The 24671-nt window shown below is 62.6% G+C and carries 20 protein-coding genes and 1 tRNA gene; 10 read left to right on the forward strand and 11 right to left on the reverse strand.

Features of this window, described 5'->3' with window-relative positions; all coding sequences use genetic code 11:
* Window positions 1-12: 12 nt before the first annotated feature.
* Window positions 13-1356 (forward strand): MFS transporter, encoded by a 1344-nt coding sequence (locus ACN50D_RS22930; RefSeq protein ID WP_007729201.1) that lies wholly within the window; start codon window positions 13-15, stop codon window positions 1354-1356.
* Here the strand turns inward: ACN50D_RS22930 and ACN50D_RS22935 are convergent.
* Entirely contained in the window at window positions 1347-3212 is a 1866-nt protein-coding gene (locus ACN50D_RS22935) for a helix-turn-helix domain-containing protein (RefSeq protein WP_212634016.1), read from the reverse strand. The two genes, ACN50D_RS22930 and ACN50D_RS22935, sit on opposite strands and share 10 nt — an antisense overlap.
* Before the next feature lie 126 nt (window positions 3213-3338).
* Here ACN50D_RS22935 and ACN50D_RS22940 point away from each other — a divergent pair, with 126 nt between their 5' ends.
* Both ACN50D_RS22940 and ACN50D_RS22945 read left to right on the forward strand, forming a co-directional pair.
* On the forward strand, window positions 3339-4706 hold the full coding sequence (locus ACN50D_RS22940; RefSeq protein ID WP_228232348.1) for an FAD-binding oxidoreductase: 1368 nt from the start codon (window positions 3339-3341) through the stop codon (window positions 4704-4706).
* A 106-nt stretch (window positions 4707-4812) separates the two neighbouring features.
* Window positions 4813-5661: a TauD/TfdA family dioxygenase gene (locus tag ACN50D_RS22945; RefSeq protein ID WP_212634018.1), complete on the forward strand. Its 849-nt coding sequence runs from the start codon at window positions 4813-4815 to the stop codon at window positions 5659-5661.
* Between the two features lie 7 nt (window positions 5662-5668).
* Here ACN50D_RS22945 and ACN50D_RS22950 read toward each other — a convergent pair whose 3' ends face one another.
* Both ACN50D_RS22950 and crgA read right to left on the reverse strand, forming a co-directional pair.
* Window positions 5669-6160, reverse strand: a complete 492-nt coding sequence (locus ACN50D_RS22950) for a PH domain-containing protein (RefSeq protein ID WP_003942511.1) — start codon at window positions 6158-6160, stop codon at window positions 5669-5671.
* Between the two features lie 107 nt (window positions 6161-6267).
* Window positions 6268-6531 carry a cell division protein CrgA gene (gene crgA / locus ACN50D_RS22955; RefSeq protein ID WP_003942576.1) on the reverse strand — a complete coding sequence of 88 codons (264 nt, stop codon included), beginning with the start codon at window positions 6529-6531 and terminating at the stop codon, window positions 6268-6270.
* Between the two features lie 102 nt (window positions 6532-6633).
* Here crgA and ACN50D_RS22960 point away from each other — a divergent pair, with 102 nt between their 5' ends.
* Entirely contained in the window at window positions 6634-7347 is a 714-nt protein-coding gene (locus tag ACN50D_RS22960; protein WP_003942461.1) for a DUF881 domain-containing protein, read from the forward strand.
* Between the two features lie 22 nt (window positions 7348-7369).
* On the forward strand, window positions 7370-8035 hold the full coding sequence (locus tag ACN50D_RS22965) for an aminodeoxychorismate/anthranilate synthase component II (RefSeq protein ID WP_003942537.1): 666 nt from the start codon (window positions 7370-7372) through the stop codon (window positions 8033-8035).
* A 57-nt stretch (window positions 8036-8092) separates the two neighbouring features.
* Here the strand turns inward: ACN50D_RS22965 and pknB are convergent, their stop codons facing one another.
* The 7 genes from pknB to ACN50D_RS23000 form a co-directional block, all read right to left on the reverse strand.
* The gene (gene pknB, locus ACN50D_RS22970; protein WP_007729221.1) at window positions 8093-10018 is read right to left on the reverse strand and encodes a Stk1 family PASTA domain-containing Ser/Thr kinase; all 1926 of its coding nucleotides are present in this window, start codon (window positions 10016-10018) and stop codon (window positions 8093-8095) included.
* Window positions 10015-11373, reverse strand: a complete 1359-nt coding sequence (locus ACN50D_RS22975; protein ID WP_064688049.1) for a protein kinase domain-containing protein — start codon at window positions 11371-11373, stop codon at window positions 10015-10017. The genes pknB and ACN50D_RS22975 overlap by 4 nt, the downstream gene beginning before the upstream one ends.
* A gap of 3 nt (window positions 11374-11376) precedes the next feature.
* On the reverse strand, window positions 11377-12843 hold the full coding sequence (locus ACN50D_RS22980; protein WP_007735774.1) for a peptidoglycan D,D-transpeptidase FtsI family protein: 1467 nt from the start codon (window positions 12841-12843) through the stop codon (window positions 11377-11379).
* A complete protein-coding gene (locus ACN50D_RS22985) occupies window positions 12840-14291 on the reverse strand; it encodes an FtsW/RodA/SpoVE family cell cycle protein (protein ID WP_007735775.1) in 1452 nt (483 codons plus the stop codon). The genes ACN50D_RS22980 and ACN50D_RS22985 overlap by 4 nt, the downstream gene beginning before the upstream one ends.
* Window positions 14291-15715, reverse strand: a complete 1425-nt coding sequence (locus ACN50D_RS22990) for a PP2C family protein-serine/threonine phosphatase (protein WP_162114235.1) — start codon at window positions 15713-15715, stop codon at window positions 14291-14293. The genes ACN50D_RS22985 and ACN50D_RS22990 overlap by 1 nt, the downstream gene beginning before the upstream one ends.
* A complete protein-coding gene (locus tag ACN50D_RS22995) occupies window positions 15712-16176 on the reverse strand; it encodes an FHA domain-containing protein FhaB/FipA (protein ID WP_003943418.1) in 465 nt (154 codons plus the stop codon). Before ACN50D_RS22995 ends, ACN50D_RS22990 begins: the two co-directional genes overlap by 4 nt.
* Window positions 16177-16362: 186 nt before the next feature.
* Window positions 16363-17781, reverse strand: a complete 1419-nt coding sequence (locus tag ACN50D_RS23000) for a DUF3662 and FHA domain-containing protein (RefSeq protein ID WP_212634019.1) — start codon at window positions 17779-17781, stop codon at window positions 16363-16365.
* Between the two features lie 254 nt (window positions 17782-18035).
* On the opposite strand from ACN50D_RS23000, the gene ACN50D_RS23005 reads away from it, so the two are divergent.
* Window positions 18036-18121: transfer RNA gene (locus ACN50D_RS23005), tRNA-Leu, on the forward strand.
* Window positions 18122-18350: 229 nt separating this feature from the next.
* Here the strand turns inward: ACN50D_RS23005 and dndA are convergent.
* Window positions 18351-19502, reverse strand: coding sequence for a cysteine desulfurase DndA (gene dndA / locus ACN50D_RS23010; RefSeq protein ID WP_212634020.1), 1152 nt, complete (start codon window positions 19500-19502; stop codon window positions 18351-18353).
* 160 nt (window positions 19503-19662) lie between these two features.
* On the opposite strand from dndA, the gene dndB reads away from it, so the two are divergent.
* The 4 genes from dndB to dndE are packed head-to-tail and all read left to right on the forward strand — an operon-like array spanning window position 19663 to window position 24671.
* Entirely contained in the window at window positions 19663-20790 is a 1128-nt protein-coding gene (gene dndB / locus ACN50D_RS23015; RefSeq protein WP_307850572.1) for a DNA sulfur modification protein DndB, read from the forward strand.
* Window positions 20787-22316 carry a DNA phosphorothioation system sulfurtransferase DndC gene (dndC, locus tag ACN50D_RS23020; protein WP_212634021.1) on the forward strand — a complete coding sequence of 510 codons (1530 nt, stop codon included), beginning with the start codon at window positions 20787-20789 and terminating at the stop codon, window positions 22314-22316. Before dndB ends, dndC begins: the two co-directional genes overlap by 4 nt.
* Window positions 22313-24286 (forward strand): DNA sulfur modification protein DndD, encoded by a 1974-nt coding sequence (gene dndD, locus ACN50D_RS23025; RefSeq protein ID WP_212634022.1) that lies wholly within the window; start codon window positions 22313-22315, stop codon window positions 24284-24286. The genes dndC and dndD overlap by 4 nt, the downstream gene beginning before the upstream one ends.
* Window positions 24234-24671, forward strand: coding sequence for a DNA sulfur modification protein DndE (gene dndE, locus ACN50D_RS23030; protein ID WP_249343248.1), 438 nt, complete (start codon window positions 24234-24236; stop codon window positions 24669-24671). The genes dndD and dndE overlap by 53 nt, the downstream gene beginning before the upstream one ends.

Here is a 24671-nt window from a genome sequence, read left to right on the forward strand (position 1 = left end):
AGTACCCCTGCAATGACCTCCACCGATAGCACCACCACTGACGGTGGGGTTGCGCCGAGCGAGATCGAAACTCGCGTGGTGAAGAAGGTAGCGCGCCGGCTGATTCCCTTCCTGATCCTGCTCTATTTCGTGAACTATCTGGATCGTACGAACATCGCTTTCGCCAAGCTCACCATGAGCGCCGACCTCGGTATGACCGAGACGATGTTCGGGCTCGCATCCGGACTCTTCTTCGTCGGCTATCTGTTGTTCGAGGTGCCGAGCAACCTGGCCCTGCACCGCTTCGGCGCCCGGCTGTGGATCGCGCGGATCATGCTCACCTGGGGCATCCTCGCCGCTGCGCTGGCATTCGTGCCCAACGTGGGTAGCCTCTATTTCCTCCGCATTCTGCTGGGAATCGCCGAGGCCGGCTTCTTCCCCGGAGTTCTTCTCTACCTGACCTTCTGGTTCCCGAAGAAGTACCGCGTACGCCTGATGGGCTTGTTCCTGCTGACACTTCCGCTCTCGTCGGCGCTCGGTGCCCCGCTCTCGGCGGCCATCATCCAGTACGGCGACGGCCTGTTCGGCCTCGCCGGATGGCGCGTGATGTACCTGATCGAGGGTCTGCCCGCCGTGATCTTGGCGTTTGTCGTCTGGTTCTACCTCACCGACCGTCCCGCCGACGCGAAGTGGTTGACCCTCGAGGAGCGCACCTGGCTGATGAAGTCGATGGCCGACGAGGAGAAAGAACTCGGCGACGCCGGTCACCAGTCGGCCGGCAAAACCCTGCGTGATCCCCGCGTCATCGGTTTCGGTCTGGTCTACTTCGGAATCACGTACGGCCTTTACGCTTTGAGCTTCTTCCTGCCCAGCATCGTCGCGGGATTCAAGCAGACGTTCAACACCGATTTCTCGCTCGTCGAGACAGGCCTGATCGTGGCCGTCCCCTACGCGATCGGCGCTGTCGCGATGGTGCTGTGGAGCCGCCATTCCGACAAGACCGGTGAACGAATGTGGCACGTTGCAGCCCCGACGCTCCTGGGCGCGGTATCCATTCCGATTGCGCTGTACCTGGATTCACCGTTCACCGTCATGATCGCGGTCTCGCTCACCGCCGTCGGCGTGCTGTGTGCACTCCCCGTATTCTGGTACCTTCCCACCACGTTCCTGACGGGTGCCAGCGCGGCCGCGGGCATCGCCATGATCAACTCGATCGGCAACGCGTCGGGCTTCGGTGCTCCGTACATCACCGGCTGGCTCACCGATGTGACCGGAAATGCCAAGGCAGGACTGTGGGTGGTGGGCGCCGTGATGCTCTGTGCCGCAATCCTTGTGGTGGCACTGGCAAAGCGATCGAGCAAGCCCGCTCAGATCTGACCGAGTTTCCCGGCACTGGCACGCAGCCGAATCAGGAGCGCAAGATCGAGCGCCTGGTCCGGCTGACGCCACTGTGTACCGATCAACCTGTCGATCGACTCGAGCCGTTGGTACAGAGTGTTGGCGTGAATCGCGAGCGCGGCGGCGGTCGCGGAGTGCTTGCAATTGTGTGACAGGTACGACGCGAGGGTGTCCAATAGCGGAACGCCGCGTCGTTGCTCCTCCTCGAGGAGAGGACCGAGGGAACGCTCTGTCAGGGCTTCCAGTTCTTCGCGGCCGGTGCGGCTGAGGAGAATTCGGTAGATGCCGAGTGAACTTGCCGGTTCCACGTGGGAGGCCCGCCCGAGAGTCTCGAGGACGTCGACGGTGTGCTGCGCCTCGACATACGCTCGCGCCAGACCTTCCGCTCCCACCGCCGGATCGGCGATTCCGACGGTCGGGTTCTCCGCCGGCTGCACCCACGCCGCCGCAACTGCTGCCGGTGACATTCCGGGAATCAGTGTGATGACTCGTGAACCATGTTCGGCAACAACGGTTCCTGACGGGAATGCAATTTCCTCGATACTGCGACGCGTACGGTCGACGGCGTCGGCCGGGCGGGCCACCACGACGGTGTACGAGCGGTCAGGATTGAGCCCGGCCAGGCGGAACTGACCGGTGACCTCGGCTGGCGTCGGCGCAGGCCTGGTGATCAGATCGACCAGAAATGCGTCGCGTGCCCGACGGGTAGCTTCCCTGGCCGCCCGTTCGCCGACCAGTGCCAGCGCAATGGCGGGAGCTGACCTTTCGAGTGCCAATCTCATGGCGGCGGTGGGTTCCTGGCGCGAGAGTAGGAACAGAACTCCGAGTTGGTCACCGGCACTGCGTACTTCGGTGGCGAACAGGAACTGCTCACCGACGATCAGCGTCACCTCCTGCTCGCGTCGGTCGGCGGCAAAGATGTCGAAGACCCGATGCACGCTCTCGCTCACCCGTTGCAGTCCCGGTGGAATCTCGGATGTTCCGGTCACGAAGAACACCGGCGAACCCGTCGACGCCGAGGTTTCCTCCACGAGTTCACGGACTCCACCGCCGCGCAGGACAACTTGTGTGAGCGATCGGTCCCAGGTCAGTGTCTGTTCGAGAAGTGCTGTGCGTTCGGCAAGTTCGGTGTTCGCGGCGTTCACTTCCGCAACCGTCGCGCGATAGCGTTCGAGAGAACGGGCATTCTCGATGGCCACCGAGGCATGGGCTGCGAGGGCGGACAGCAACGCAACTTCTTCGTTGCCGAATCGACGCTCCTGACGTTTGCACGCGCACAGGGCACCCAGGATCTTGCCGTTCAAAGTCAGCGGCACAGCCAGCAGGCCGCGCATGTTCTCGGCTCGCGCTGCGTCGTCGGCCGGTCCGATGTGTGCAAACGAGGGATCGTTTCGGTAGTCGGGAGACCAAGCAGGAGAAGAGTTCTCGACCACGCGACCGATCAGACCTTCGCGGAAGGGAACCGTGAGGCCGAGCAATTGGGAGGTGTACGCACCGCTCGTGACTTCGATGATCAAGATGTCGTCGTGAATGAGAGCAAGGTACGAAAGGTCGACGCCGAGTAGTCGTTTGGCCTGATCCACGATCTCCTGCAGGAGGGCGTGGTGATCGTGCATCGTGGTCAGCAGCGACGCGATGTCGTTGAGTGCCCCGAGTTCGGTGGCGCGCTGTCGGCGCTGAGCCAGGAGACTTCGTAGTTGAAGTGCCGATCGGGCTTCTCGCTCGATTTCGGCGGCGACCTCGGGGCCTGACCCAGCGGCCAACTGATCGCGGTGTTCGATCAGTTCCTCGGTGGATGCCTCGGCCAGGAGAAGCTGTAGCCAGTTCTCGTGCATCCGCGCTCCCTTGTTAGACCAACTTGTCAGGCCAACGATGAGTATGGAGAGAATGTCCATACGGTTTCCGGTTTCTCGGAGTAAATCTACATGGGGTGGTGTAGCGGCCGTCACTATCGTGGAGACATGACACTCCTCGAGGCGCTCGGCTCGCAGATCGATGCGGATCGACTGATCACCGACCCCGACATCATGGCGAGCTACATCCACGACGACGCCGAGTGGGCTCCCTACGAGATGCCTGTCGCAGTGGTCCGCCCGCGCACAGCCGAGCAGGTACAGACAGTTGTGCAGGCGTGCATCGCCCACGGTGCGCCCGTCGTCACGCGCGGCGCCGGAACCGGTCTGTCGGGTGGAGCCAACGCAGTCGCCGGCGGCGTCGTGATCGCCTTCGACGCGATGAACGCCATCAAGGAGATCAACACCCTCGAGCGTTTGGCCGTGGTCGAACCCGGAGTGGTCAACGATCACCTCCGCGACGCCTGCGCCGAGCACGGCCTCTGGTATCCACCCGATCCGGCGAGCGCACCCTGGTCGACGATCGGTGGCAACGTCGCGACCAATGCCGGCGGCCTGTGTTGCGTCAAGTACGGCGTCACCAAGGACTACGTACTGGGCATGCAGGTGGTCACCGGAACCGGTGAGCTGGTTCGGCTCGGGCGTCGAACTGCCAAGGGAGTGGCTGGGTTTGATCTCTCGGCACTCATGGTCGGCTCCGAAGGCACTCTCGGGGTGATCACCGAGGTGACCGTCAAGCTTCGTCCTCAGCGCGATCCCGAACGCACCATCGTCGGATACTTCGACTCCATCGTTGCTGCGGGCAAGGCCGTCGAAGCCGTCGCCGCAGACGGTCTCACGCCGTCGGCCCTCGAGCTGATCGATCGGCAGTGTCTCCTTGCCGTCGACGCCTGGAAGAACATGGGCCTCTCGGCCGATGCCGAGGTGGTCCTGCTCGGCCGCATCGACACACCTGGCGAGATCGGCGACGCCGAAGCCGAGCGAATGTTGGCCTGCTTCAACCGTTCCGGGGCTACCTGGAGCGCGAGATCCACCGACCAGGAGGAAGCCGACGCCCTGTTCTCCGCCCGGCGTCTGGCATACCCCGCCCTCGAGCGGCTCGGCCCGGTGCTCACCGAGGACATCTGTGTCCCCAAGGCGGCGGTCCCGGAGATGTTGGCACGGATCGAGGCCATTTCGGCCCGGCACGACACGCACATCGCGAACATCGCGCACGCGGGTGACGGCAACCTGCACCCGCTGCTGATCACGCCACACGACGACGAAGCGGCGCGGAGGCGCGCTCAGGCCGCTTTTGCCGAGATCATCGACAACGCCCTCGAGTTGGGCGGAACCGTCACCGGTGAGCACGGCGTCGGCCTACTGAAGATGGGTGGCCTGGAACAGGAACTGTCACCGGCCGTCGTCGCGATGCATCATGCAATCAAGGGCGCACTCGACCCTCACGGAATCATGAACCCGGGCAAGGTGATCTGAAAGGCTGGCTCCGTAACCGAATCGGTTTCCGGAGTTACGCCGTCGAAATGACGAGTTCCTACGCTCGAGTTGAACCGTTTGGCCAACTCGACGTATGGAGTCATGAATGTTCTCTTCCGATTTGACGCTGGCAAGTGTTGTTCCGCGGCGCGTGGAGACGGTCGAGGCCGTCCGGGCGGCAATCGCTCTCGACGGCGCCGCGGTGTTCGGTGGACTGCACACCGAGGACGATGCCATTGCCTTCGCGTCGAAGTTGCTCGGTGAGAAGTGCATTCGCGTCGGCCGCCAGTTCGAGGCGAGTGCCAAGAGTCAGGATGCCGAAGCCGCTGTCGTCGACACGCAACCGGTGGACGAACGCGGCCGCAAGCGCTCGTTCGGTATCTCCGGCGAGCGGATGACCGCCCACAACGACGGTTTCGCGTTCGGCGATTACGCTCCCGATTACCTGTTTCTGTGGTGCAAGCGCCCGGCGTACCCGAGTGGCGGCGACTCGTTTCTCATCGATGCGGTCAAACTGACCCAATTGCTCGCCTTCGATCCCGCAACAGCGGAGCTGGCCGAATTCTGTTGGAGCACAGACATCGACCATTCGGAACCGAACTTCCCGCAGAACACATTCGCGCCGATCGCCCGGACGGTGCCGAGTGGACGCAACCAGGTTCGGTATCACCCATATCTCGCGCCGATCGCCGGCGAATCGGAGGAAGCGCAGTGGCCGCTGGTGAAGCAGTGGAGTGAGGCCGTGATTCACGTGAGAGACAGCGGGCCGATGTTCCGCGCCGAAGCCGGCGAGATGATCTGCATCGACAACTACCGGGTGCTTCACGGCCGCGACGGGTACACCGACCCCGGCCGTGAGCTGTACTCGATCTGGGGATGGTCGAGCGACGCAGTCGCGGTGCCGCAGCAGGCTCTCGACATCGTGCAGCCGGACCTCGCGGCACTGGCCATGTAACCCGCGCTTATTTCTCGGGCGGCACCAAACCGTGAACGGCGAGCACGTCCAGGACGTCCTCCGGTGACGTGCCGAGATCCCAGCGTCCGAAGATCAACAACTTCTCCGTGTCGGTGGGACGGTCGACGATGTCGATCTCGAGCATCGGGACGCGTCGACCCAGACGCGGGTAGCGGACGAGACGGACCCGGTCGATCTGTTCGCGGGTGAACTCGTGGCGGGCGCGCAGTCGCTGCACCGCGATCGACTTGGTTCCCGCGTCTTCGATCACAGCCAGGCGGGGACGCTGACGCAGGGCGAGTCCGCCCATCACGAACAGACCGATCACCGCGAGGGCGAGCAGGAAGCGGCCGGCCGGCTCCGTGGGCGCGATTATCGAGGCGATCGCGAGGGCAATTCCGCCGCCGAACATCGCGTAGACAACACCCATCGGAGTGGCCCACGAGATCACCTCCGTGACGTTGTCACGAGGCTGTGGATGAAATTCATCCTCGAGCATGTGGATAACTTCCTAGGTTGTCCACAGGAGTTATCCACAATGGGGATGAATGACACCCATGTAATTGAATGACGGTCACGATCCGGGTCGAATCAGATAATGGCTGGTCAGCGCCATCTCATGGTCATCACAAGACCCACAACCATGAAGCCGAAGCCGACGAGGAAGTTATAGTTTCCCAAGTCGTTCATCCACGTGATCGAATCCGCGGCCAAGTAGTACACAATCAGCCATGCCAGGCCGACAAGCATGAATCCGAGCATCACCGAGACGTACAACGTGCTCGACGGACCCATCTTCACCTTCACCGGAGTGCGGTTTGCCGGGTTGACTGTGTAGTCGTTCTTCTTACGGACCTTCGACTTGGGCATGACGTCCTCGCTCTACGGTGTGACCTGCATGTGTTACCTACACGCTAACGTAGCTGTGTCCAGTTGGTCACCGGCCGACCTGCACAATCCGGGAGGAGCCACGTGTCTTCGGGTGAATCTTCACGAACCGTCTGGCACATCGGTGTACTTGCCGTCTGCCTGGTAGCCGGTCTGATGGTCGCCACGGCGCAACGATCCGCCGAGGAGAACCAGCTCCAGGTCACCGAAAGCACCAGGCTCTCCGATCTGGTTCGCAGCGCCCAGGCCAATGCCGAAAAAGTCTCGGCCGACCGGGACGAACTTGCCGCCCAGCTCGATTCGCTGCAGCAAGACGCCGCTCGGTCCGACGCCGGAGTGGCCGCCGCGCTCGGTGACATCAAGAACATCTCCGCCGACGCGGGACTGACGGAGATGACCGGCCCCGGCGTCGTCGTCACGATGACGGACGCTCCGCGCAACGCCGACGGCAAGTACCCGGTCGACGCCACCCCGGACGACCTCGTCGTGCATCAGCAGGACGTCCAGAGCGTCCTGAACGCGCTGTGGGCGGGCGGTGCCGAAGCGGTAGGCATGCAGGACCAACGGATCATCAGTACGTCGGCGCCGCGGTGCATCGGAAACACTCTTCTTCTGCACGGCCGTACATACAGCCCGCCGTATGTGATGAGCGCGATCGGCGACGTTGCGCGCCTCGAGGCGGCCCTCGCCGCCGAACCGGGCATTCGGATCTACAAGCAGTACGCGACCCGCTTCGGCCTCGGGTACACGCAGGCAACGCCGTCGCAGATCACGGTCCCCGCCTATACCGGCGGATAGCACAGGCGTTTACCCTGCTCTCATGAGGATTCTCGTCGTCGACAACTACGACAGCTTTGTGTTCAACCTGGTGCAGTACCTCGGCCAGCTCGGAACCGAAGCCGTGGTCTGGCGCAACGACGATCCACAACTGACGGCAGACCTCGAAGGTGCAGTAGCGCAGTTCGACGGCATTCTCCTGAGCCCTGGCCCCGGTACCCCGCAGCGCGCGGGAGCGACGATGGATCTGGTGAAGGTCTGTGCCGACACCAAGACCCCGCTGCTCGGCGTCTGCCTCGGACACCAGGCGATCGGTGCGGCTTTCGGCGGAACCGTCGACCGCGCGCCCGAACTGCTTCACGGCAAGACGAGCCTGGTGCATCACAAGGACGTCGGCGTCCTGGCCGGGCTGCCCGATCCCTTCACCGCTACCCGCTACCACTCGCTGACGGTTCTCGAGGACACCATTCCCGAGGAACTCGAGGTGACTGCCCACACCGAGAGCGGCGTCGTGATGGCGATGCGTCACCGTGAACTGCCGATTCACGGCGTCCAGTTCCACCCCGAGTCCGTACTCACTCAGGGTGGGCACCGGATGCTCGCGAACTGGCTCGCAGTCTGCGGTGAGGCGCCTCCGGAAGGACTCGTCGCAGCCCTCGAGGCCGAGGTCGCGTCGGCGCTCGGTGGCGCATTGCCCGCAATTCTCTGACACCTGTCCACAAAAAAGTGCCTCCCGGAAATCTCCGGGAGGCACTTTTTCACTTTGCTAGCGGCCGGGGATTCCGAGCGCTCCGACGCTGACGGTGATGACCGCGTCCTTGGAGATCTCCGAGCCCGGAGGCTGGGTCTGCGAGACGATCTTGCCCACCATTTCCGGGGTGAGCGTCGTGCTCTGGTTCTGCACCAGCTGCGAAGCGGTTCCCGCCCAACCGGCTGCGCGAAGCGTGCTCAACGCCTCCGACACCGTCTTGTTGGTCAGATCAGGCATCGCGACCTGGTTGCCATTGGACACTCGTAGCGTCACGGTCGAACCCTTGGTGGCCGAAGTACCGCCGGTCGGGTCGGTCGAAACAACCTGTCCCTTCGGCAGTCCCGAATCGATCTCCGTGATCTGGACGACGAACCCGGCACCTTCGATGTTGGGCCTCGCCACCTCTTCACGCTGACCGGTGACGTCCGGGACACGAACCTGCTCCGGTCCGGTGCCGACGGTGATCGAGACCGCGGAATCGAGAACAACCGACACTCCGACGGCAGGATCCTGATTGACGATCTTGTCGACCTCGGCGACGGTCGATGCCGCCTTGCCGATGGTCGGATCAAGTCGGAGTCCGACGGAGTTGAGCTTCTTCTCCGCGTCGTCCTGGCTCAGCCCGGTCAGGCGTGGGATCGCGACCTGCTCGGGGCCGGTGGACACGTCGATGGTGACGGTGCTGCCCTTCTCGATGCGCACCCCGGCAACCGGACGCGTCGTGATGACGTTTCCGGCGGCGATCACCTTGTCCGTCTTCTGTTGACGCTCCACCTGGAATCCGGCGTTGGTCAGCGTCGCCTCGGCGACGTCGGCGGGCTGGTTGGTCAGGTCACCCGGAACGGTCACCATCTCGACCTTCGGCGAGTTCACCCGAATGAGGAAGAACGTCACCAGACCGATCACCAGAAGCGCCGCGATGCCCATCAGGGCGTAGCGTCCGCCCTTCTTCTTGGCAGGCGGCTCGGCGGCGCGAGTTGTCCTCGCAGCAACCGGCTCGACCGGATCGGGAGCAGTGCGGTAGTTCCCGGTGTCGGAGCCGACGGCGCCGAGGATGGTGGTGCGGTCCTCGTCGTTCATCACCATCGGAGCACTCGGACGCTGACCGCCCAGGACACGTACCAAGTCGCTGCGCATGTCGCCGGCGCTCTGGTAGCGGTTGGCCGGGTTCTTGCTCATCGCCTTGAGAATGATCGAATCCAGCTCGCGCGGAATGTCGGGATTGATCTCCGACGGCGTCTGCGGATCTTCACGAACGTGCTGGTACGCCACGGCGACCGGTGAATCACCCTTGAACGGCGGCTCGCCCGTCAGAATCTCGAACAGCACACAACCGAGCGAGTACACGTCCGAACGCGCGTCCACCTGCTCACCTCGCGCCTGCTCCGGCGAGAGGTACTGAGCGGTGCCGATCACGGCGGCCGTCTGCGTCATCGGGCTCGACGCGTCGGAAATGGCACGGGCGATACCGAAGTCCATCACCTTCACGGCGCCGGCACGGTTGATCATGATGTTGGCGGGCTTGACGTCGCGGTGCACGATGCCGTTGCGGTGGCTGAAGTCCAAAGCGGCACAGACGTCCGCGATCACTTCCATCGCCTTGCGCGGAGCCATCGGCCCGGTGCTGCGCACGATGTCACGCAACGTGTCGCCGTCGACGTACTCCATGACGATGTACGGCAGCGGCCCGGCGTCGGTCTCGGCTTCACCGGTGTCGTAGACGGCCACGATCGCCGGATGGTTCAGCGCAGCAGCGTTCTGCGCCTCACGACGGAACCGCAAGTAGAACGTGGGATCGCGCGCGAGGTCTGCACGCAGCACCTTGATCGCGACGTCGCGGCTGAGTCGGAGGTCGCGCGCCAGGTGAACCTCGGACATTCCGCCGAAGCCGAGAATCTCACCCAGCTCGTAGCGGGAGGAGAGATTGCGGGGTGTCGTCATTGGTCTTGTCCTAGCGGTTCTTCAGCGTCTCCGGGATCCGCCAACGGCTCAGTGGTCGTTGTGGTCGTCGTTGTCGTCGTGGTGGTGGTTGTGGTCGTCGGAGTTGTTGTTGTCGTGGTCGGCGTCGTCGTTGTGGTTGTCGGCTCGGTCGTGGTTGTCGTCGGCCGAGTCGTCGTTGTTGTCGGCTCGGTGGTCGTCGTCGTGGGCCGAGTCGTCGTGGTGGTGGGCTTGGTCGTCGTGGTGGTCGGCAACGTCGTGGACGTGACGACGGGCGGCGTCGGGTCGCTCGGACCGTCGGTCGCGATCCAGACTCCGCCGATGATCAACGCCAACAAGATCAATCCGCCGCCGGCCCATGCCACGGCCTTCTGCCCACTGGTCATTCCGCCGGCTGCCGCGTCGTCCGCAACAGCTGCGCCCGTCACCGGGCCCGTGTACGTCGGCGGCATGACCTGCGTGGCACCCGTTGCCGGCAACGCGCTCGCGGCACCGGTAGCGAGCAGACCGGGCGGCGGTGGACGCCTCCCTGCCCGAACGGCTGCAACGGCGTCGGCGAACTCGCCGCCACTGGCGTAACGGCCGGCCGGATCCTTGGTCAACGTGATGTCGATGAGCTCGCGGATGTTCGGCGGCAGGTCGGCCGGCATCGGCGCCGGGGTTTCCTGCACGTGCTTCATCGCGACGGTCAGCGCGCCGTCACCGGTGAACGGGCGTCGACCCGAAAGTGCTTCGTATCCGACGATTCCCAGCGAGTACACGTCACTCGCCGCGGTCGCGTCCTGACCGAGAGCCTGCTCGGGCGCGATGTACTGGGCGGTGCCCATCACCATTCCCGTGCGCGTGACAGGGGAGTTCTCGACGGCCTTGGCGATGCCGAAGTCCGTGATCTTCACCTGGCCCGTCGGCGTGATGAGGATGTTGCCGGGCTTCACATCGCGGTGCACGACACCGGCGTCATGTGCGACCTGCAGGGCGCGGCCGGTCTGCTCGAGCATGTCGAGGGCATGCGGAACCGCCAGGCGGCCTACGCGCGCCAGGACGGCGTTGAGCGGTTCACCGTTGACGAGTTCCATCACCAGGTACGCCGTGGAATCGCCCGAGCTGTCGCGGGTCTCGCCGTAGTCGTAGATTCCGGCGATACCGGGATGGTTGAGCTGTGCGGTGGTGCGGGCCTCGAAGCGGAAGCGCTCCAAGAACTCCGGATCGGAAGAGAACTCGGACTTGAGTACCTTGACGGCGACGCGACGATTGAGCCGGGAGTCGGTGGCTTCCCACACCTGACCCATCCCACCGGTGGCGATGAGACGGATCAATCGGTAACGATCGGCGATCAAAGCGCCGTTGTTCAACGCCACGGTTCAGCCCCCTTGGATTCCGGCTGCGATGACTGCACGACCGATCGGCGCAGCAACCGAGCCACCGGTAGCGGCAAGTCCGCGGTCACCACCGTTCTCGACGATGACGGCCACGGCGACCGTCGGATTCTGCGCCGGTGCAAAAGCGATGTACCAGGCGTGCGGCGGAGTTTCCCGCGGATTCACGCCGTGCTCGGCGGTACCGGTCTTGGACGCGATCTGAACGCCGGGGATCTTGCCGTCGCCGCCGGTGAAGTTCTCCGAGCCGATCATCAGATCAGTCAGCGTTGCGGCCACTGCCGGCGAGATCGCCTGACCCATCGACACCGGTGACGGCGTACTGAGATCGGTCAGATCGGGTGCCTGCAACTGGGAGATCAGGTTGGGCTGCATCCGCACACCACCGTTGGCGACGGTCGCGGCGATCACCGCATTTTCGAGCGGGGTCACCGCGACGTCGCGCTGGCCGATGCTGGTCTGGCCGAGAGCCGCGTCGTCGGAGATGTCGCCGACCGTGCTGTCTGCAACCGGCAGCGGGATCGCGGGAGTGTTGGGTCCGATGCCGAAGGCGCTGGCTTCGTCCTTGATGGCGTCGGCGCCGTCCTTGATGCCCAGTTCGACGAAAGCCGTGTTGCACGAGCGCGCAAACGCGTCACGCAACGACGCCGTCGGGTTGGGGCCGCACGTGCTGCCGTTGTAGTTCTCGAGGGTCGTGCTGGTGCCGGGCAGCGTGATCTGCGGCGCCGCGGTCAGCTGGTCGTCCGGGGTCGCACCGTTGCCAAGAGCTGCAGCCGTGGTGAGCACCTTGAACGTCGAGCCGGGAGGGTAGGTCTGCGAGATAGCGCGGTTGACCAACGGATCGTTGGGATCGGCATTGAGCTCGTCCCACGCCTTGGTGGTTTCGGCGCCGTCGTGGCTGGCAAGCAGGTTCGGGTCGTAGCTCGGAGTGCTGACCATCGTCAGGATGCGTCCGGTGCTCGGCTCGATCGCGACGACGGAACCGGTGTAACCCTTGCTGGTCAGCTGGTCGTACGCCACCTGCTGCATGGCCGGATTGAGCGTCGTGACGACGTTGCCGCCGCGCGGATCGCGTCCGGACACCAGGTCGAAGAAGCGCTGACTGAACAACCGGTTGTCCGAGCCGTTGAGAATCGGATCTTCGGTGCGCTCGAGGCCGGCGCTGCCGTACTGCATCGAGTAGAAGCCCGTGACCGGTGCGTACGGGTACGGATTCGGATACTCGCGCAGGTACTTGTACCGGTCGTCGGTGGCGCGGGAGGCGGCAAGCACCTGACCGGAAGCCGAGATCTGACCTCGCTGGCGTGAGTACTCGTCGAGCAGCACCCGCGAGTTGCGCGGGTCGGCTCGCAGGTCGTCAGCCTTGATGACCTGTACGTACGTGGCGTTGGCGAGGAGCGCGACGACCATCACCATGACGGCCATCGCGACGCGGCGCAGTGGAGTGTTCATACGCGCGGCATCATCTCGGTATTGGCGTCAGCGATTGGGGGCGGACCTTTCTTCTTCGTCACTACCGGCGCACGAGCCGCGTCCGAGATCCGGACGAGGATGGCCAGCAGTAGGTAATTCGCGAGCAGCGACGAGCCGCCGTACGACATGAACGGTGTAGTCAGACCCGTCAGCGGGATCAGCTTGGTGACGCCGCCGACGACGACGAAAATCTGGATCGCGATCGTGAACGACAGACCGGCGGCGAGCAGCTTGCCGAAGCTGTCGCGCACTGCCAACGCCGTACGCAGGCCGCGCACGATGAGAAGCAGGAACAGCATCAGCACAGCGGCCAGGCCGATCAGGCCGAGCTCTTCGCCGATGGTCGCGATGATGAAGTCCGTCTTCGCGAACGGCACCTGGTTGGGTCGACCACTGCCCAGACCTGTTCCGGCGATACCGCCGGTGGCCAGGCCGAACAGCGATTGCGAGATCTGATACCCGGTATTGGCGTAGTCGCCGAGCGGGTCCAGCCAGGTGTCGACGCGCACGCGCACGTGTCCGAACATCTTGTAGGCGAAGAAGAATCCGATGGCGAGCAGTCCGCCGCCGATCACCAGCCAGCCCACACGCTCGGTCGCGATGTAGAGCATCACCAGCACGGTGCTGAAGAGCAGCAACGACGTACCGAGGTCTGTTTCGAAGACGAGAACGCCCACCGAGACGATCCAGGCGAGCAGGATCGGCCCGAGGTCGCGGGCACGCGGAAAGTCCATACCCAGGAAGTGTTTACCGGCCGAGGTGAACAGGTCGCGCTTCGCGACGAGCACCGACGCGAAGAAGATGATGAGCAGGATCTTCGCGAACTCACCTGGCTGAATGCTGAATCCGGGCAGGCGAATCCAGATCTTCGCGCCGTTCACGCTCGAGAACTTCGCCGGCAGGATCGCAGGAATCGCCAGGAACACCAGACCTGCGAGGCCGAGCGTGTAGCTGAACCGCGCCATCAGGCGGTAGTCCTTCAAGAACACGAGCAGCAACACGAAACCGGTGATCGCCAATGCAGTCCACATGACCTGCTGGTTCGCATCCGGAGACGGTGCCTCGACGCCGTTGTAGAGCGCTGTTTGTTCGTCGGCGAGGTCGAGTCGGTGGATGAGCACCAACCCAAGGCCGTTGAGCAGGGCAACGATCGGCAGCAACAGCGGATCGGCGTACGGCGCATACCGCCGAATTGCCAAGTGCGCGATCAGGAACAGGCCCGTGTACGCGAGCGCGTACTTAGCCAGATCGAGAGTGATCTTCTGTTCCTGGCTCGCTTCGACGAGCAGAAGCGAGACCGTCGTGATGATGACGGCGAAGCCCAGGAGCAGTAGCTCCATGTTTCGACGGGTCGACTGGACCGGCGCCGGGGCAAAACCTCCGGGCGGACTCGGAAAAGCCGTCCCCGCAGCTGCGTTGGACGACATCAGTTGACCGTCCTGCAAGTCTGACCGGGAACTTCGGTCGGCGTAGGCGTAGTCGTGGGTGCCGCCGTCGTCGGCGTAGCAGGCTCCGCGGGCGGTGCGGGGGGCGGCGTGGTCTCCGGTGCTGGCGGGGGAGTGGGCGTGGCCGTCGTCGTCGGGACCGGCTCACAACGAGGCAGCAGATCGCCGCCGATGAGACGGATCATCTGGCTCTGCGCATCTTCACGCTTGCCGGACGGCAACCCGGCGCGCACCTGCTCCTGCGCCGACGGCTGCAGATCCGTCACTTCGAGGATGTTGCAGTTGCTGGGAATCGCGTCGGGGGAGACGAGGGTCAGGACGTCGTCGTCGCCGACGCAACCCACCAGATCCGCGTCTTGCAGCGAGTAGCCGAGCACCGAACCGGGGATTCCGCGCAGCACAGTCACGCGGCCGTTGTCTTCGCCGACGTAGTAGTTGTTGCGGATGACGGCGCGGCCGATCACGGCGCCGACGCCGACCAGTGCGATCAGCACCACGGCGAGGACCACCCACCACAACCGGTTCCGCTTCTTCTTCGGTTCCGGTTCGGGTTGGGAGACAACTCGCTTGGGCGTCGCGCGCGGCGGCCGCATGGCAGCGGCGCGGCCGGCAGCGGTGTTGGGGGGAGGGGCGTCCTCTTCCTCTTCCGTCGACGCGGCGCCCGCAACGATGGGATGCGACTGGCCGTAGTCGAGGTCGATGACATCGGCGACGACGACGGTGACGTTGTCGGGACCGCCGCTGCGCAGCGCCAATTCGATGAGACGGTCGGCGCACTGCTCCTGCGAGCCCTCGCGCATCGTGTTCTCGATGGTCTCGTCGCTGACCACGTCGGAGAGGCCGTCGGAGCAGAGCAGGTAGCGATCGCCGGCGCGGGCTTCGCGCACGGTGAGCGTCGGCTCGATCTCGTTGCCGGTCAACGCACGCATGATCAGGGATCGCTGCGGGTGCGTGTGTGCCTGTTCGGCGGTGATCCTGCCCTCGTCGACCAGCGACTGAACGAACGTGTCGTCGCGGGTGATCTGCGTCAGGTGATCGTCACGCAGCAGGTAGGCGCGCGAGTCGCCGATGTGCACGAGACCGAGCTTGCTGCCGGAGAAGAGGATCGCGGTGAGCGTGGTGCCCATGCCGTCGAGTTCGGGTTCTTCCTCGACGTGATCGGCGATGGAATCGTTGCCCTCGCGGGTGGCTGCCTCGAGCTTGCCGAGCAGATCCTCGCCGGGCTCGTCATCGTCGAGATGCGCCAGGGCGGCAATCATCAACTGCGACGCGACCTCACCGGCCGCGTGTCCGCCCATGCCGTCGGCCAAGGCCAGCAGGCGTGCACCGGCGTACACGGAATCTTCGTTGTTGGAGCGCACGAGACCGCGGTCGCTGCGCGCCGCGTAGCGGAGAACAAGGGTCACGGGCGTAGCTCGATTACCGTCTTGCCGACGCGAACCGGAGTGCCCAGCGGGACGCGTACCGCAGTCGTGACCTTGGCGCGGTCCAGATAGGTGCCGTTGGTCGAACCGAGATCCTCGACGTACCAGTCGGCGCCGCGCTGTGAGAGCCGTGCATGGCGCGTCGACGCGTAATCGTCGGTGAGAACGAGCGTCGAATCGTCGGCGCGGCCGATCATGACCGGCTGAGAGCCCAGAGTGATGCGGGTACCGGCGAGGGCGCCCTGCGTGACCACCAGGTACCGAGGCACCTTCGCCTTGCCCAGCGAGGGCAGGACCTTTCCGGCGCGGGTGTACCGCGGCGGAACCCTGACCCCGGAGCCGGCATAGATGTCGGAGCGGAGAGTGCGGAGGACTGCCCAGACGAACAGCCACAGTAGGAGCAGGAAGCCCGCCCGTGTGAGTTGCAGAATCAGGCCCTGCACGGCTGTCCACCTCCTTCTATGGCTCGAGCCCCGCCGCAGCGGGGTTCGAGCATTGTCGACTGGCAGCATCATAGGGGGCTCTGGGCCCCGAAGATCACGATACTGACAGCCGCGTGACGGCGGCGCGCCGACGGACCGCCGAATGTTCGATTGTTATCGGAAAAATCCTGGCGTCCGTTTCTCAGCTCAGAGAATGCGAACCAGAATCTCCGAGTGACCTGCGCGAATGATGTCGCCGTCTGCCAGCTGCCAGTCCTGGACCGGTGCTCCGTTGACGGTGGTGCCGTTCGTGGATCCCAAATCGGACAGCATCGCGGTACGGCCGTCCCAACGGATGTCGATGTGGCGACGTGAGACGCCGGTGTCCGGGAGGCGGAACTGGGCTTCCTGGCCGCGGCCGATGACATTGCTGCCGTCGCGAAGCTGGAAGTGGCGTCCGCTGCCGTCCTCGAGCTGCAGGGTTGCCGTCAGGCTCTGGGCTGTCGGTGCGTAACCGCCCTGCGGCTGGGCGTAGCCCTGCTGCGGGTAGGCCTGCGTCTGCTCGAAGTTGCCGCCCTGCTCGTAGCCGGCCTGCTCGTACGGCTGCTGTGTGTACGCCTGCTGGTCGTAGCCGCCCTGCTGGTAGCTCTGCTGGTCGTAGCCCGGCTGATCGTAGGACTGGCCGTTGTACGGCTGCTGGTAACCCTGCTGGTCGTAGCCGCCCTGCTGGTAGCCCTGCTGGTCGTACCCACCCTGGTACGCCTGCTGGCCGTAGCCCTGCTGCTCGTACGGCTGCTGCTGGTACCCCTGCTGGTCGTAGCCGCCGCCCTGCTGGTCATAGCTCTGCTGGTCGTAACCGGCCTGCTCGTACGGCTGCTGCTGGTTCGGGTACGCCTGCTGGTCGTAGCCACCCTGCTGCTGGTTGTAGCCCTGCTGGTCGTCGCCTGTTCGGTAACCGTCGCCGCGGTCGTAACCGTTCTGGTACGGCGCTTCCTGGCCCTGCGGAGCGGCGTAACCGCCGTCGTCGTGGGAGTACCCGTTCCGTGCCGGCTGCTGCGGTTCGGGCTGGCGACCCGCCGGTTCGCGGCTTGGTTCGTAGCCTGAGTTCTGCGTCATGGGGCCGGCTCCTGGTTGTGACGGGACTGGATTGGAAACAGGGGGAACAATCGGTGCGGGTCGCTGAGGCGGCCGTTGTGGAGGCCGCGACGAAACCTGCGGAACATGCGACGGCGGGGATGCCTGCTCGGCGTCACCATCCGGGTCGACGGTTCCGCGGGTGCGGAACTGACCGGTGTGGAGCGTAGGCGAAGGCTCGAAGGTGACCGAGATGTCGCCGTACGTCTGCCAACCCTGATCGCGGATGAAATCCTGCAGGTGTCGGCTGAAAGCTTTTGTCGTCAGTTCGCGATCTGCTGCCAGCTCTTCGTGATCGGAGTTGTTGATGGTGATCACGTAGTTGTTGGGGGCGAGAAGGATTCCGCCGCCGAGGTGCTCGACGCGGTCACGTGCCTCCTGCTGGAGCGCCGCCTCTACTTCCTGCGGCACAACACCACCACCGAAGACCCGCGCGAATGCGTCGCCGACAGCTCCTTGGAGCTTTCGTTCGAATCGCTGCACGATGCCCATCGGGCCCTCCTCTCGCCTCGCATCTACGACGGCAAAATGCTCGGCAAGTAGCGCCGGCACCGCCTTGTCGCGTGTCGTCCAAACTGCTGTACAGGTTCCACGGTACTGTCAAATGTCGCTTCGGCAGTACCTGGCCGCTGTTTCAGCATGGTATCGGTTCTGGGCTTTCGGGTGCTCGGTGTTCACCGATTCGTGCCCTGAGCTGCACGAATAGAACTTTCAAAGTTTGTCGTGATAATGTTTCGGCGTTGCTCGGGCGAGTGGCGGAATGGCAGACGCGCTGGCTTCAGGTGCCAGTGTCCTTCGGGACGTGGGGGTTCAAGTCCCCCTTCGCCCACCACAAGACGAGGCCACGAACTCACAAGAGTTGGTGGCCTCGTTTTTGTTGTGAGCTAACGGGCACAAATGCGACCGCTGACGTCAAGGTTCGATCGTAACCGCTCGTATTCGGCGGCTCCGAGACGTTTCTCGGAACAATCAGTTTCCTCATGGTTGGAGCAGGTTCTTCATCGATGGAGCAGGCGGGCACGGTCATTCGACGGAGAGTTGTTACTGCGGGAAACTCCAGGTCACGTATTGGTGGAAAGACGAGAAAGGCGGTCGGACAGAACTTCCCAGTTAGGTTGATGCGTCAGATGAGACCAAGACACTCGGATAGCGCCGTGCACTGTGTCGTCATCGAGCCTCATCGCGGTTAGGACGTGGCTGGGCTCGTAGCTTTGCGATGTGCAGGCGGAGCCGTTCGACACCGCCACCACGTCCTTAAGAGCGAGGATCGCTGCCTCACCGTCGACGCCTGGTACTGAAAAGTTCAACGTGGTTGCAAGTGTGTTCTCAAGGGACCCATTGATCTGAATGTTAAGAGGGGCGAGGGCTTCGATCAGCCCTGATCGCATTTCGACATTGCGAGCAGCCCTTTCCCTTTGCTGGCGTAGTGCAGACGTCACGGCCGTTCCGAGTCCAGCGATGAGGGCTACAGGCAGCGTGCCGGGTCGGAGCCCACGCTCTTGCCCGCCGCCGACTAAGAGGGGAGTGAGTGGCGTGCGTCGATACCCTCGACGGCGCATAATCAACGCTCCAATTCCCTTGGGTGCGTAAAGTTTATGTCCGGACACGCTTATCAGATCGATGCGGGGATCTGACATGATGTTTGCGACCTTGCCAAAGGCCTGTGCTGCATCTACATGAAAGAACGCATCGTGTCCCTCGAGGGCGCGGGCGACTTCACCGACAGGCTGGATGGCGCCTGTTTCGTTGTTTGCCGCCATCACGGATACCAGGACTGTGTCGGGGCGAATCGCCTCGGCGATTGCGTCAGCGGATACACGCCCGTTGCCTTCCGGCGCGACAATCGTGACATCGAATCCGCGCTCTTGAAGTCGCTCGACTGGTTCCAGGACGGCTTTGTGTTCGATTGCAGTCGTAACTATGTGCTGGCGCCCTGTCTGTCGGGCATACTGTTCGAGTCCGAGGATCGCAAGATTGTTGCTCTCGGTGGCTCCGCTAGTGAAGATCACCTCGTCGGGTTTTGCTGACGCTCCTGCGGCGACCTCCTCCCGTGCTCGGTTGACTCGTTCCTTCGCGCGTTGGCCAAATGTATGAGTACGGCTGCCTGCATTGCCGTACTCGTCGCGCATGAAATGGATCACCTCGTCGAGCACTTCGGGATCTATCGGGGTCGTTGCATTGCAGTCGAGGTAAATCGGTCCTGAACTGGACATTTTTCTATTGGCTCCTTGTCGGAGGTCGCAGCTATTGTTGCCCACTGTACGGGTTGCAGTTCGGGTTGTTCGTTTAGAACTGTGTGCATGTTCGGATGTGTAGTTCCGTACAGGAGGATGTACAGTTCGAGTGGAGTTGAGGCGACGGGGTAGGTGAGCGGTGAGCAAGCGAGTTGGTCTTCAGCGTCTGGGAGAGTTCGAGTATGTCTTCCCCGCGATTCGCGGGGTTCAGGCTGGACGCGAGTTTTACTCGACAATGTGTCCGTTGCGAATGATCCCGCGACTGTTTTCATTTGACGATGAGGAGCTTCTGCCGGAGCAGCGGGCTCAGCGCACGTTGAACCGCTCTCGGGTACCGGAGATGGCTCGCTACATAGTTGAGAACTTGGACAGTTACGTTTTTTCGGCTCTGACCGCGTCAGTCAATGCAGATGTCACTTTCGAGCCGTACAGCGATGGCGAGGGCAAGAGTGACCGAATCGGAACACTACGCATACCGATGGGGTCACCTTTCGTCATCAATGACGGTCAGCATCGGCGCGCGGCGATTGAGGAAGCGCTGAGCCTTGCCCCTGAAATCGGTGACGAGACGATCTCAATTGTCCTATTCATTGATGTCGGGCTGGAGCGTTGTCAGCAGATGTTCGCAGACCTTAACCGTTACGCGATCCGCCCCGCCCGTTCTATCAGTGTCCTCTACGACCATCGCGACGATCTGTCCGCGGTAACCCGAATGGCGGTCTTCAACTCAGAGTTCTACCGCGATCTGACGGAAACCGAGACCAGCAATCTAGCCGCACGATCTCGGAAGCTATTTACTTTGTCGGCGATGTACAACGCGAACCGCGCGTTGCTCGACGGTATCGAGCCAGAGTCGATCGAGAAGCGCGCTGAATTGGTAGGCAGCTATTGGGAAGTGGTGGCAAGGCAGTTTCCCGAGTGGGGACAGGTCCGCGCACGGGAGGTCACGGCAGGCGAGATCCGTCGCGATTTCATTCACAGCCACGGCATCGTGCTCCACGCGATTGGGAAGGTGGGAAATGCGCTGGTCGAACGAAGCCACGACAAGCGTGCATGGGAGCGGGGTCTGCGCCCATTGCGTGAAATCGACTGGCACCGAGCGAATTCAAAGTTATGGGAGGGGCGTGCGATGTCGGGTGGGCGCGTCTCGAAGAGTACAGGCAATGTTCTTCTCACGACTGCTCTACTGAGAACGCAGCTGAATCTTCCTCTGCCCGACGACGAGCAAAAAGCCGAGAACAATTTTCGACGAGGTGACTCATCATGATCCGCAATCTGCCGATCCGTCCGAGGTCTGTATTTGACGACCTGGGCCTATCAGGAACGATCGAATCGTTAGTGGCGCAGACACAGAAACTCTACCTCGAGGATGCGATTCCGTGGGTTATTGGTTACTCGGGGGGCAAAGACTCGACGGCAGTACTGCAGCTCGTGTGGATGTCACTCGCGCAGTTACCGCAGGAGAAGCGATCGAAGACCGTTCATGTAATCAGCACCGATACACTCGTCGAAAATCCAGTGGTCGCTGCATGGGTTACGCATTCGTTGGACACGATTGCCGAAGCAGCGCGCGAGCAAGACTTGCCGATTGAACCCCACCGATTAACACCTACAGTGTCCGACACTTTCTGGGTCAATCTTGCCGGGCGCGGGTATCCTGCACCGAGACCCAAGTTTCGCTGGTGCACTGAACGTTTGAAGATCAAGCCTTCGAATACGTTCATCATCAATATGGTCAAGTCTCATGGCGAAGCAATCCTCGTATTGGGTACGCGCAAGGCTGAGAGTTCAGGTCGCTCACACCGGATGACTGAGCTTGAGGGTCAGCGTGTACGGGACAAACTGAGTCCGAACGGATCTCTACCCAACTGCCTTGTCTACTCACCAGTCGAGGATTGGTCCAACGACGACGTCTGGACTTTCCTCATGCAAACGAAGAACCCGTGGGGATACTCGAACAAAGAGCTCCTCACCATGTATCAAGGTGCGTCATCGGACGGCGAATGCCCGCTTGTGGTCGACTCGTCAACACCGAGCTGTGGGGACAGTCGATTCGGCTGCTGGACTTGCACTCTCGTAGACAAAGACAAGTCGATGTCGGCGATGATCCAAAACGACGAGGAGAAAGAGTGGATGCTTCCTTTACTCGAGCTTCGTAACGAGCTCGACGTTCAGGATGATCGGCATCTGCGGGACTTCCGGCGGATGAACGGTTCGGTCCAGTTATTCAACGGTAGGAACATCCCTGGTCCATACACTCAAGAGTCGCGTGAGCGGTGGGTACGTAAGCTTCTCGACGCGCAGACGTGGATACGCGAGAACGGTCCCGCCTCAGTTAGGAATCTCGATTTGGTGACACTCGATGAACTGGAAGAGATTCGTCGAATTTGGGTCGTGGACAAGCACGAATTCGAGGACAGCCTCCCCCGTATCTACCGTGAATCCACTGGGACCGAGTACCCGGGACGCCCACTGGATGAGCATCTTCCGTTGGGGCCAGACACCGTGGAAATCCTTCGCGAAGTAGTCGGTGATGATCGGGTGCATTTCGAGCTCGTGCGTGAGCTGCTAGACGTTGAGCAACGCCATCGCTCTCAGGCGCGACGAGCTGGACTTTTCGACTCGTTGACGAAGTCGCTCCGCAAGGGCTTCTACGAGGACGAGGAAGATGCAATGCGCCGAGCTACCGGTCGAGCCGATGCTGTCGAACGACTGCGTGCAACCGACGAACCCGACGACCTCGACATCGCCGATGGTTACATCCAGCCGGCACGAATTGGTTCTGACGGATGATCCTCGACGAGCTTGTTTTGCAGAACGTCGGCACGTTCTCAGGTCGTCACACCATCACGCTGACACCGAAGTCGACGGCGAAGCCGGTAGTTCTAATCGGCGGACTCAATGGCGCCGGCAAGACCACCGTTCTCGAAGCGATCCATCTCGCGCTGTACGGCGCGCTCGCGCAGTCGAACAGTCGCCGCGCGGGTGGCTATGAGAACTACCTCACCGCGCTGACCCACCGCGGGGCGCCTGCTAAGGCCGTCTCGTCAGTCGAGCTGGAATTCCGCGCGCACCAGCAGGGCAGCGAACATGTCTACCGGATCAGCCGCCGATGGGGTGGTGCAAACGCTCCGTCCCGTGAACGCCTCGACGTCGAGGTAGACGGCAGACATGACCGTGTGCTCACCTCTACCTGGAGTGAACACGTCGAGACATTCTTGCCGCGAGGTATCGCCGGTTTGTTCTTCTTCGACGGTGAACAGATCGAAGCGCTTGCTGACATGGATAAATCTCGTGAAGTGCTTGCATCCGCGCTGTCGGCGCTACTCGGTCTCGACCTCGTCGAGCGACTGGCGACAGATTTGTCGGTCCTAAGGCGTCGGCACCGGTCAAATCAAGTTCCAGATTCGGTTAGAGCTGAGGTCGATGCCAAGCGTGACTTGGTGACACGTACTCGACAACTCGAAGAGGGCGCGGTTGAAACATTAGCTCGGGTCCGAGTCGAACTTGAGCGTGCTGAAAAGGAAAAGGCTGAAGCTCGGTCGATTTATCAGGCGCGCGGAGGTGAGATCGCGGAGTCTCGCGCGGAAATCGAGCAGACTGCTGAGGCACTTCGCGGCAGTCTGGCACAGATCGACGACGATTTGCGCGCTGAGACTGCCGACGCCGCACCGATGCTCCTCATCGCTGATCTCCTGCGTGATCTCGAGACTCAAGCGTCAGCGGAGTCGATGTCATGGGGTCGGCGTGTGGTGGCTGATGTTCTCACTGCACGTGACGATTCCATCCTTGAAAAGCTGCGGGAGAGTCGTGCTGCTCCTGCCACGATCATGGCTATGACCGACTTCTTGGCAAACGACCGCGCAGCGCGCTCGATAGATGAAGATACTCCGGACATTAGCGGGTTGGGCAGGCCGGACGCGGTGCGGATGCTCCGGGAAGCTGCAATGCCGTCGAGCCGACGCCGCATGAGCGAGCTGGTGGAGCGACGCCGTGGAGTGCGCGAAGAGCTCGATCAGGTAGACCGCGTTATCGTGGCGATGCCAGACCCGGAGACGCTCGAAGATGTCCGGCGCGCACTTGATGCTGCCTCAGACCGGCAGGTCAGAGCTGAGGCGAGGGTCACGACGCTCGACGAGGATCTCAATCTTCGCCGAACGGAACGAGCAAAAGCCGACGCAGACTACGAGCGAATCCTCGAGAAGTACGCAGCGGCGAATATGGCGGTGGAGGACGACACCCGTATTGTCGCCCACGTCGACAAGGTTCGTACAACCCTAGATGCTCTGCGAGTCGCGGCGAAGCAAAGGTATCTAGGCCGGATCGGCGACTACGTACTTGAGGCGTTGCAGCGATTGCTGCGCAAGAACCGCCTCATCGCCTCAGTACGGATTGATCCGGAGAACTACACGGTCGAATTGACTGGTCCAGGAGGCGTACAGCTGCCTGCAAATCAATTGTCTGCGGGTGAGCGTCAGTTGCTTGCAGTGTCATTGTTGTGGGGACTGGCGCGCGCATCGGGGCAGCCGCTTCCCGTTGTAGTCGATACACCATTGGGTCGACTCGACGGTGAGCACAGGGAGCACCTCGTTGAGCGATACTTCCCGTTTGCAAGCCACCAGGTGATCCTCTTATCGACGGATACGGAGATCGACGAGCAGGCATTCGGCAGGATCAAAAAACATGTCGGGCGCCTGTACCGCCTAGATTATGACCACGACAGCGCGTCTACGTCTGTCAAATCTGGATACTTTTGGGAGTAGTGAAGTGACTGTCGAGCATGTCCGACTTTCGAAGACCGCTCGCGACCAACTAGTGACGTTGAAACGCCGCACTGGTATCGGGCAATGGAATGTTCTTTGTCGGTGGGCATTGTGTCGGTCGTTGGCCGAGCCATCGGTACCTCCGGCGACTCGTATCCTTGCTGACAGCAATGTCGAGATGACATGGAAGGTGTTTGCTGGTATTCACGGTGACGTCCTGTGGGCCGCATTGCGCATGCGTTGCCACACCGATGATTTTGGGCTCGATGACGAGACTCTCGCGACGCAGTTCCGCCTCCACCTTCATCGCGGCATTGGATACTTGATCGGGGACACCCGTTCTTCTGACATTGAAGGGCTCGTAAAGCTGGCACTCGTGGAGTAG

It is taken from the genome of Rhodococcus sp. SB1D (assembly GCF_048573875.1).
In the GTDB taxonomy this organism is placed as follows: Bacteria; Actinomycetota; Actinomycetes; order Mycobacteriales; family Mycobacteriaceae; genus Rhodococcus_F; species Rhodococcus_F qingshengii.